This is a genomic window from uncultured Methanobrevibacter sp., assembly GCF_947166415.1.
GTDB lineage: Archaea > Methanobacteriota > Methanobacteria > Methanobacteriales > Methanobacteriaceae > Methanocatella.
On record NZ_CAMVEE010000044.1, the window covers coordinates 1 to 9,433 of the forward strand.

Below are 9,433 nucleotides of genomic sequence, written 5' to 3' on the forward strand. Positions count from 1 at the left end.
AAATGATTTGGTTATCCGGGTGGGTTGTGATTATATTTTCTGCAAACAATCCAAGATACCTATGCTTCAGGGATTTGAATCCCAAAACATTTCCTATCTTTTTCATTTCATTATAATCAGGAGTGTTCTTATCTATAATGTAGTATTTTTTTATGTCCGGATCCTTATCTGCGGCGTATTTGAACAAATGCATCCCATTGTCATCGGATGCATCAGGCCGGTCCATGAAAAACCATATCCTTTTGTTTTTAAGGAAAGGATAGCCCAGCATATAAGCTATTCTGAATGGGACTCCAACCTTAAGACCAGGTTCCCTTTTCTTCAGCATATTAAGCAGTGTTTTTGATTCCTGCTTTACCCATTTCAATGTGGTTTTCTTTTCAACAGTTATCTTATTTCCTTTCAGTATGCTCAGATAATGTTTGGTCTTTGAATATCCTGCAATTTTGGAGAAGTTGCACGGTCTTGAAAAATCAATTTCCAAAATGTCATCGCCACACCTAAATTCGATTTCAAAGTTGTCCTTTTGGTTTAGGGCAACATTGAAGTCCAGAGAATAGTCAGTTGCAAATTTGTAATCCAGGCAATATTTGTCCCTTTGAGGAAAATGGATTTCTTTTGCAGGAATCTTCTTTTCATTTACATAAACATCAATCTTCCTGCCATCCCTATTTGAGATGTTGGCTAAAACATATAGCTTGTTGCCAATTATTTCATAAATATCAATAAAAATACTATTTAAATTAAATTTTAAAATGATATTTTCAGGTATTTCACCATATTTCAATAAAAAACACTTTAATTTAAAATCATCGCCTTTTTGGCTTAATATTAAATCATCATCAATGTCTTTTAGAGATTCGCTCAATGAATCTTTTAGGGTCTCAATTTCTGACTTGTTCAAGACATCTTTGATTTTTTCATTATTCAATATGGCTTTTAAGTCCTTAAAATCCAATTTTTGATTAGCTAGTGAATCACATGCTTTTCTAATTAATTCTGAATCATGTGATGCAATCATATCTGAGAATATCAAAGTAATCCCCATTAGTCTTGTGCTTGTTTATAATCTGGTCTTAATGTATCTGCAATATAATTAACATCTTTTTTCAATGCGGCAGAATCCTTATAGCCTATGGTATATACAATGAATGTGTGATTGGATGTATAAAAGAATGAAGAACTTACATTCCCAGTGGAATTTTTGTAATAGGTTGTAAATATTTCAATTCCTTTAGGAGTTTTTGTTGTTTCATTGCCTATAAAAACATAAGAATCATTAATACCATTAGTGAACTCCTCTTTAATTTCCTGCTTAACAGTATTGTTTTTACCTATTTCCATTATACCGATTTTTTCGGGTGTTCCATCGCGTTCTATTTCAACATAAGTGTTGCCGCTCTCTTTAAGTGAAAAACCATCCGGCAGTGTAAATACGCATCTGTCCGCGACTGCAACGGCTTTGCCGACTGTAGTTGAAGAGTCCAATACCAGGTATCCGCATACCACAGCAACGATAATTATTATTAAAATCAATATCCATCTTTTATCCATTTTACAACCTTTCTATCAATTTTAGTTAGTTTTATAATCATGATAATTCATCAACATTTATAGTGAACTCAGCAGTTTTCGGATTCACTTTTTCGCTTCCAGGGAAATTTACTTTAATTTTGTTTTCACCTGGTTTATCCAAAGTGATGAAAATTTCTCCAAGGGTATTGGTGTTGTATAATTCTTTTACACCATTTACATATGCAATCACTCTTTTATGAGGAAGAGCATCGCCGTTTTCATCTTTAAATTCAACTTTGGCATGTTCTCCAATTTCGATGTTCTCAGTTTCATCCATGCTGATGTCTGCCATTGTTTTGTTTTCATCCATATCGCTTTCATCATAGGTTTCCTTATCATTCAGCTCAACGATATTTTTAGAGAATATGATGGTTTTTGGATTGATTCTATCATTTCCATGGAAATTTACTTTAAAGTTTTCAGCACCGAGTTCATGGGCAAGAAAACCTATTCTGCCGTATTTATTTGTTTTCCTATTGAATTTAACACCATTGATGAATATGCTCACAGGTTCATCTTTAATCCATTCTCCATCTTCTGACCCTTCTTTGAATTCGAGGGTTATTCTATCTCCTAGGTTTAAAGTTTTCTCTTCAGAGACTTGTATCCATGGCATTATCTTGTTTTCGTCCATATAACTGTCATCATATGCGAATACTTCTTCTTCATCAACGATAGTTTTTGTGAATTCGTATACAGCAGGATTTAACTTATCGTTACCCGAATAAACTATTTTAAACTTATTAGTCCCGGTTTCAAGAGGGGTTATGCCGAGTTTACCGTATTCATTAGTTTTTCTGGTGTACGGAATTCCATTGATGTATATGTCGAAAGTTTCATCAAGAATTGGATTTCCCTCTTCTGATTCCTCTTTACATTCAATGATAATATAATCTTCCATTGTTACCTTTTCATCGTCATTTACATGGATCCATGTTGTTAATTTGTTTTCATCGATTTCAAGACCTTCAAGCTCGTCATAGTCCTCATCTCTTACGACGGTCTTGTTAAATGTGGTTTGTTTAGGGTTATATGTTTTATCTCCACTGAATACGATTTTAAAGTAATGATCTCCTAGCTCATTAATTTGAAAACCAACTCTTCCCTGTTCGTTGGTTGTCCTGTCATTTTTAACGTCATCAATGTAAACAGTAATTTTTTTATTGTTAAGTGGTTTTTCCCCATCCACAAGTGAAATTGTGATGTAATCACCTATTCTTATGGTGTTCCTTTCAGAAACTTCGATTTCCGGTGTTGGCTTATTTTCATCAGTGTTTGCGCTTTCTTCGTAGGCATCACATACCTTATTCACTTCATCATCCATAATCAGATGACCATTTTCAATCCAGATGCACCTGTTGCATATGTCCCTGATTTGATTGATTGAGTGTGAAACGAGCAATACTGTTACACCATCACTCATCAATGATTTGAGCTTATTTGCACTTTTCTTTTTGAACCTAATGTCTCCAACGGATAGGATTTCATCAATAATGAGGATATCAGGATTAATCATGGTAGCTATTGAAAATCCCAATTTAGCCCTCATTCCGGAAGAATAGTTTTTAACAGGATAATTGATGAACTCCCCAAGTTCGGAAAATTCAAGAATTTCATCATATTTTTCATCAATGAACTCTTTATCCATACTTAAAAAAGCAGCGTTTAAATAAATGTTATTTTTACCGGAGTAGTTATTGTCAAAACCAGCACCTAATTCCAGCAATGGTGCAATCTTACCGTTAATCTTCACTTCTCCGTATGTCGGTTTGTAAATTCCACTCACGATTTTTAATAAAGTACTCTTACCGGCACCATTAAATCCCAAAATTCCAAGCCTGTCCCCTTTGTGAACGGTAAATGAGATGTCTTCAAGAACTCTAATCTTTTTGGTTTCTTCTTTATTCCTTTTAAGGGTCCTTATAACATATTCTTTAATGGTGTCGATTTTATCTTTACTGACCTTAAATTCCATTGTTAAATGTTTTACATCAATGGCAATGTCATCATCAGTAGTGACAATCTCATTTGAAGGAACTTCTTCTATTGAATTTTCTTTTATCTCGCTATCTAAATCCATGATAAAACCTGTTATAACTCTAATGCCAATTTATTTGCATATATGTTGTATATTAAAATTCCAATCAACAATGAGCTTATTGAAAATGTGGCAAGGTACAATAATGTTGATACGTTTGGAAATACTCCATAAACGACACATTCCCTAAAGCATGTAATTGCAGAATAAACCGGGTTCAATGTGAATATCTTTTGAATAGATGCCGGAACAATTTCGATCGGATAAAACAATGCTGATGCATACATTAAAAGGATTGTAAATACATTGTAAAGATAACCTACATCAGTAAAGTATGTGTTGAACACGGCTAAAATCATTCCAACACCAAAGACCAGGCACACTAATAATGCGACAGGGATGATGGCGAATAAGCTTGTGATGTGGAATGGTGCTCCTGTAATTGCCATAACTCCGAACAATATTACGAATGATATCAAAAAGTTGATGAATTCATATGTAATCTTACTGACTGAAAACATGTATTTCGGAATATATACCTTTTTCAAAATAGCAGCATTACCTTTAATGGAATTCATTGCACCTCTTGTTCCATTATTGTAAAAGTCGAAAATGATTCTCCCAGCTAAAAGGTAAACTGGATAATTTTCAATAGTACGGGCAAATAACACGGAAAATACTGCAGTAAACACTAACATCACTAAAAGAGGATTGAGAAAACTCCAAATCACTCCCAGAAAGGAATCCTTATATTTGGCAGTAAAATCCCTTTTAACCAATTCTCTTAATAAAAATTTCTTTTCTTCTAATGTGTCAAACATTTTTTTACCCAATAATAAATTTGAATTATTTTATAATTTATGTAAAATTCCCTTAATATAATTTATTTTCGTCTTCTTGCAAATTCTTCAAAGACTTCATCTATTTCAATTCCTTTGTATGCTAAAATCAAAAGGGTGTGAAAAATCAAATCGACTGATTCATATACCAAGTTTTCATCGTTTTTCGCTGCAAGCAACACTTCACCTGCTTCTTCAGCTATCTTTTCAAGTATTTTGTCTTCTGCTTTTTTATCGCTGTCCTGCATAATGTTTGATGTGTATGAATCAATTGGATTGTCCCTTCTAGATTCGAGAACTTCGTATACTTCACGTATGATGTTGTCATCAGCCATCTATTCATCACCTTTAGATTCTTGATCTTGCATGCTTTCTGTCAAGGCAATTAAAGGATGCTTATCATCATCAATGATTTCAATATCATCAAATGTATTTATTCCTGCTCTGTCTGCAGTTTTTTCCATTCCTAATTTGATGTCTTGGCCCAAATCAACAACATATGAATCCACAGTCTTGTAACCTTTCTGTTTTGAAGCAACTGCCCTGTGGTGTCCGTCGACAAGAATCCATCTGTCACCAGTTTTAACAACAATTGCCGGTTCAGCCAATCCTTTTTCTAACTCATAGGCTCTTCCTTCAAGTTCATCTGCATAAACCCTGTCCTGTGTTGGCCTCAATTTATCGGTTTCCACCTGCATATGTTTTAAAGTGGTTTTTATACCATACAATTGTTCCATGGTTGTTTTGAAGTATTCCACCTTATTTGGAGTTGACCTTTCGATGTGGGATCTTACCATATCTGTGTTGGTAATGATTCCAACGATGGCTCCGTGTTCATCCACAACAGGCATTCTAGAGATACCTCTCCTGAACATCACTCTGGAAGCGTCATTGATTGATAAGTTTTGATTTGCAACAACTAATTTTGTACTCATTAAATCCCTGACTGTATCTGCCCATTCCTTTGATACAATGTCAAAAGCAGTTATCATGCCCACCAGTTTACCATTTTCTACAACTGGGTAACTATTGTGACGACTTTCTTTCATTAGGCCGATAACCTCTTCGGTTTGGGTATCTGGTGAAACTTTAATAACATTTCTAGTCATATAATCTTTAACAAAAGATTTTTTTGAAGACATATTGGATACTCTCCTATTCTATGTTTTCTTTTAATAGTTTAACAGTTTCACCTGGATCAGCTTTTCCACGGGTTAATCTCATTACTTGTCCGACTAAGAAGTTAATGGATGCTTTTTGTCCAGCAAAATAGTCTTCAACGGCTTTTGGATTTTCATCAATTGCTTGTTTTACTGCAGCCAATACTTCATCGTCTTTCACGACACCAAGCAATCCTAACTCTTCAGCAATAGCTTTTGGTCCTTTGTCGTTATTTGGCATTTGTTCAATAATCTTTTTACCCGCTTTAGCAGTGATTTCTTTTGATTGTAACATATTTAAAAGTTCTACAATATTTTCAACGGTAATTCCACTGTCCGCGAAATCCAATTTGTTATAATATAATACCCTTTTGAGTTCATCTCTCATCCATTTGGATGCAAATTTAGGATCGATTTCTTTTGCAACTTCCTCATAGGCAATAGCCAAGTCAAGTTCGGAAGTCAATACTTTAGCGGATTCTTCATCAATGCCGTATTCCTCAACAAATCTTTTTACTTTGTTGTGTGGAGCTTCAGGCATTGTGTCCAAGATTCTTTGAATTGTTTCATCGCTGATTTGCATTGGTGGCAAGTCTGGATCTGTAATAAATCTGTAATCATCAGCATCCTCTTTCATCCTCATTCCAACGGTAATCATTTGGGATTCGAGGTATGCACGGGTTTCTTGTTTTACTTCAACTCCTCTTTTCATGAGGTTTTTTTGTCTGACGAGCTCGAATTTCAATGCTTTGTAAGCACCTTTAATGGAGTTCACGTTTTTCATCTCTACTCTGTTTCCTCCATTAATGGAAATGTTTACGTCAGCTCTCATAGTACCTTCTCCACGAGCTCCTCCACTGTATTGTAAAACACGAATCAATTCTTTCAAGAAGTTTCTGGCTTCTTCAGGGGATTTTATGTCAGGTTCTGTAACGATTTCAACTAGTGGAATTCCAGAACGGTTGAAGTTTACAGTACCTCTGTCCGGCTTAAATTGACCAGGGTCTTCTTCAGCGTGAATTTCCCTGATTCTAATTCCGTTTAATTCCCCATTGATTCCGATAGGAACTGAAGTTCTTTGGTAACCTGATGGTAAATCAGGGTAATCGTAATGTTTTCTCATAAAGTAAATAACATCTCTATCTATTTCACAGTTAAGCATTAAAGCAATCATCAATGCATTTTCCAACGCTTTTTCATTTGTTGGATGTGGTTTTGCACCCGGTTGATTTAAACAAACTGGGCAGATGTTTGTATTTGCAGGTGCGTCCTGATAATTGGTAGGACAATCACAGAATAATTTTGATTCGGTTTCTAATTGTACGTGGATTTCAAGTCCACACATCATATCAACATCGTCACTAATAATAATTCCTCCATTAAGGATAATTTTTCAATAATTTATATTATATTTATTTATGTTACATTAGATTTATAAAGATTATTAAAAATTAGTATATATAGTTTTTTTTTTAAAAAAATAGAAATAGAAAAAATCAGTATTTGTTTTTCAATGATTCTTTAACATATCTTTTTATAAATTTGTCCAGTTCTGGGGAAATATTGCTTTTTTCAGGACCTAATTTTGTTTTGTCGGTAAATGTTCCTTTAAGCTGTCGTCCAGCCCATTTAACTTCCTCTTCCACTCTTTTACCATATTTTGTTCCAAACATTTTAAATAATGGGAATTTTGTTATTCCATTGGCTCCACTCAAAATCAATATTCCGATGTTCGCCAAATTGTCAATCCAGGTTCCGCAAATTATTTCTATGTTAGGAAAAGCTAATCTGACTTGCGCCACGACTTGAGCATAATAGAGTGATGCAGGCTGTGATGAGTTCGCATACACTGTTTCCTTATGCGGATTCAATGAGTAGAATATGACCCTATCGATTTTATGATCTTTGATGTAATCTATGATATAGTCAACGTCATCCAATGTTTCCCCAAGGCCTAGGATAATAGTTATTGCTTTTTTAAAGCCCAAATCTCCAGCAACATCTAACATATTGCTTATGTCACTTAATTTTTTACTAGGGCATACTCTTTCATGGATTTTGGGATTTGCTACTTCAACGGCACCTGTGATTCCTTTAATTTCTGAACCGTATGCGTCTAATTCATCAGTAATTCCTGTATTTAACCAAACTCCATCTCCGGTTATGTCCTTTATTGTAGTGGCGATTTCTTTAATTTCCTGTGTGGTGAAAGATTTGTAGCCTCCTGATAGAAATTCAATATTCCAGTCCAGACGATTGCACATTTCCGCTTCGGCATAAATGTTGTTTATGTTCCTTCTGGCCTTTTGAGGATCTTTGATTTTTTCTTTTTGTGTTGACATGTAGCAAAATGCACAGTCTCCTTTATCACACCACCAGGATAGGAAAACGGCCCTTTCAAGAGTTATCAAATCGCCATGCTCTTTTAAAGTAACTTCATTAGCTTTGTTAATTAAATCAAATAAGTCAGATGCCATGCTTTTATATTGTTTCTTAAAGTTTATATACTAGTTCATTAAAATCTATTATTGCAATTTATCTGATTTTTCTTGATAAAGTTGCAAAAAACCAAAACATTTATATACTATCTTATGTATAATTATGATTACTGTTTAAAGTCTTTTGATTTTGAAACATGGGTTTTATTTGGTAAAGTGGATGGGTTATTACATGCCGTCGTAGCTCAGTAGGTAGAGCGTTCGGCTGTTAACCGATTGGTCACAGGTTCGAGCCCTGTCGACGGCGCTTTGGGGCCCATAGCTTAGCCAGGTAGAGCGTCCGGCTCATAACCGGAAGGCCATGGGTTCGAACCCCATTGGGCCCATGTTAAATAAACTTGTATTTGTATGCTCCGGTGGTGTAGTCCGGCCAATCATTTCGGCCTTTCGAGCCGAAGACTCGGGTTCGAATCCCGGCCGGAGCATTTTAAAAATTTGTTAAGATTTTTAATGGTTTCTACGTATCCTTACTTTTATAAGCGGGGGTGCCCGAGAGGCCAAAGGGGACAGGCTTAGGACCTGTTGACGCAGGTCTACCAGGGTTCAAATCCCTGCTCCCGCATTTTAACAATTTTTTATTTTTATATATTCTGCCGGGGTAGGGTAGGTGGTCATCCTCCGGGACTGTGGATCCCGGGACTCGGGTTCGAATCTCGGCCCCGGCCCCATTTATACATTTTTTCTAGTTTTTTTTTAATTTCTTCAGTACTTTTCATATGCTCTCGCATTGTTTTTATATACTTGTTTTTAATTAAATTATTAATAGTACGGTGTTATTATGGCTAAAAAAGGGTCTGCAGAAGAAAGAGATTTGGTGCACAAGCTTTGGGAAAGAGGTTTTGCTGCTATGAGGGCTCCAGCATCTGGTGGGGCTACTAAAAATCCATTACCTGATGTAGTTGCTGGAAATGGTAAATTATATTTGGCTATTGAAGTTAAGACAACTACTAAGGATAAGGTATACATTGATGAACCTCAAATAAATGCGCTTTGTGAATTTTCAAATATATTCGGCGCCAAACCATACATCGGTGTCAGATTTAAGTATACAAAATGGCTATTTTTGGAGCCAAGTAACACTCCGCGTACACGTAACGGTAATTATAAAGTTGAAAAGGATTATGCATTGGAAAAAGGATTTGAAATTGATGAGATAGCAGGAACCGATATTCAAATGAAGTTTTAATCAGAGGGTAATCTTTATATATCATTAAATTATATCTATTATAGTATATTGTATGGGGTTATGGTGTAACCTGGCATCATCTGGGACTCCAGTTGTCTTTGAAGAAATATACGCGTAACTGAACAGTATCCGTTGTG

At 35.2% G+C, this 9,433-nt stretch carries 8 protein-coding genes, 5 tRNA genes and 1 pseudogene; 6 read left to right on the forward strand and 8 right to left on the reverse strand.

Features of this window, described 5'->3' with window-relative positions; translation table 11 throughout:
- The 8 genes and pseudogenes from Q0W25_RS08355 to Q0W25_RS08390 form a co-directional block, all read right to left on the reverse strand.
- On the reverse strand, positions 1–1,036 hold a 1,036-nt coding region (locus Q0W25_RS08355; protein ID WP_298521114.1), incomplete at its 3' end, for a CDP-glycerol glycerophosphotransferase family protein.
- 11 nt (positions 1,037–1,047) lie between these two features.
- Positions 1,048–1,554, reverse strand: a complete 507-nt coding sequence (locus tag Q0W25_RS08360) for a hypothetical protein (protein ID WP_298521116.1) — start codon at positions 1,552–1,554, stop codon at positions 1,048–1,050.
- Positions 1,555–2,845: 1,291 nt separating this feature from the next.
- Positions 2,846–3,583, reverse strand: a pseudogene (locus tag Q0W25_RS09030) (ABC transporter ATP-binding protein); the annotation flags it as partial.
- A gap of 83 nt (positions 3,584–3,666) precedes the next feature.
- Positions 3,667–4,434, reverse strand: a complete 768-nt coding sequence (locus Q0W25_RS08370; RefSeq protein ID WP_298521120.1) for an ABC transporter permease — start codon at positions 4,432–4,434, stop codon at positions 3,667–3,669.
- Between the two features lie 62 nt (positions 4,435–4,496).
- Complete coding sequence (gene hisE / locus Q0W25_RS08375) at positions 4,497–4,787, reverse strand: phosphoribosyl-ATP diphosphatase (RefSeq protein ID WP_298521122.1); 291 nt, start codon at positions 4,785–4,787, stop codon at positions 4,497–4,499.
- Positions 4,788–5,594, reverse strand: coding sequence for a CBS domain-containing protein (locus Q0W25_RS08380; RefSeq protein ID WP_298521124.1), 807 nt, complete (start codon positions 5,592–5,594; stop codon positions 4,788–4,790).
- A 13-nt stretch (positions 5,595–5,607) separates the two neighbouring features.
- On the reverse strand, positions 5,608–6,960 hold the full coding sequence (gene gatB, locus Q0W25_RS08385; RefSeq protein ID WP_298521126.1) for an Asp-tRNA(Asn)/Glu-tRNA(Gln) amidotransferase subunit GatB: 1,353 nt from the start codon (positions 6,958–6,960) through the stop codon (positions 5,608–5,610).
- 148 nt (positions 6,961–7,108) lie between these two features.
- Positions 7,109–8,089 carry a radical SAM protein gene (locus Q0W25_RS08390; protein ID WP_297825237.1) on the reverse strand — a complete coding sequence of 327 codons (981 nt, stop codon included), beginning with the start codon at positions 8,087–8,089 and terminating at the stop codon, positions 7,109–7,111.
- Between the two features lie 195 nt (positions 8,090–8,284).
- On the opposite strand from Q0W25_RS08390, the gene Q0W25_RS08395 reads away from it, so the two are divergent.
- The 6 genes from Q0W25_RS08395 to hjc all read left to right on the forward strand — a co-directional run bounded on the left by Q0W25_RS08395 (position 8,285) and on the right by hjc (position 9,296).
- Positions 8,285–8,357 (forward strand) — tRNA-Asn (locus Q0W25_RS08395).
- Between the two features lie 5 nt (positions 8,358–8,362).
- Positions 8,363–8,436, forward strand: a tRNA-Ile gene (locus Q0W25_RS08400).
- Positions 8,437–8,460: 24 nt separating this feature from the next.
- Positions 8,461–8,535 (forward strand) — tRNA-Glu (locus Q0W25_RS08405).
- 54 nt (positions 8,536–8,589) lie between these two features.
- Positions 8,590–8,672, forward strand: a tRNA-Leu gene (locus Q0W25_RS08410).
- Positions 8,673–8,702: 30 nt separating this feature from the next.
- Positions 8,703–8,778: transfer RNA gene (locus tag Q0W25_RS08415), tRNA-His, on the forward strand.
- A gap of 110 nt (positions 8,779–8,888) precedes the next feature.
- Complete coding sequence (hjc, locus tag Q0W25_RS08420; protein ID WP_298521128.1) at positions 8,889–9,296, forward strand: Holliday junction resolvase Hjc; 408 nt, start codon at positions 8,889–8,891, stop codon at positions 9,294–9,296.
- Positions 9,297–9,433: the final 137 nt, after the last annotated feature.

Excerpts from the sequence above, each read along its gene's own strand:
- Q0W25_RS08360 (WP_298521116.1), bottom strand. The coding sequence starts at position 1,554 with ATGGATAAAAGATGGATATTGATTTTAATAATAATTATCGTTGCTGTG.
- gatB (WP_298521126.1), bottom strand. The coding sequence starts at position 6,960 with ATGATGTGTGGACTTGAAATCCACGTACAATTAGAAACCGAATCAAAA.
- hjc (WP_298521128.1), top strand. The coding sequence starts at position 8,889 with ATGGCTAAAAAAGGGTCTGCAGAAGAAAGAGATTTGGTGCACAAGCTT.
- hisE (WP_298521122.1), bottom strand. The coding sequence starts at position 4,787 with ATGGCTGATGACAACATCATACGTGAAGTATACGAAGTTCTCGAATCT.
- Q0W25_RS08390 (WP_297825237.1), bottom strand. The coding sequence starts at position 8,089 with ATGGCATCTGACTTATTTGATTTAATTAACAAAGCTAATGAAGTTACT.
- Q0W25_RS08380 (WP_298521124.1), bottom strand. The coding sequence starts at position 5,594 with ATGTCTTCAAAAAAATCTTTTGTTAAAGATTATATGACTAGAAATGTT.
- Q0W25_RS08370 (WP_298521120.1), bottom strand. The coding sequence starts at position 4,434 with ATGTTTGACACATTAGAAGAAAAGAAATTTTTATTAAGAGAATTGGTT.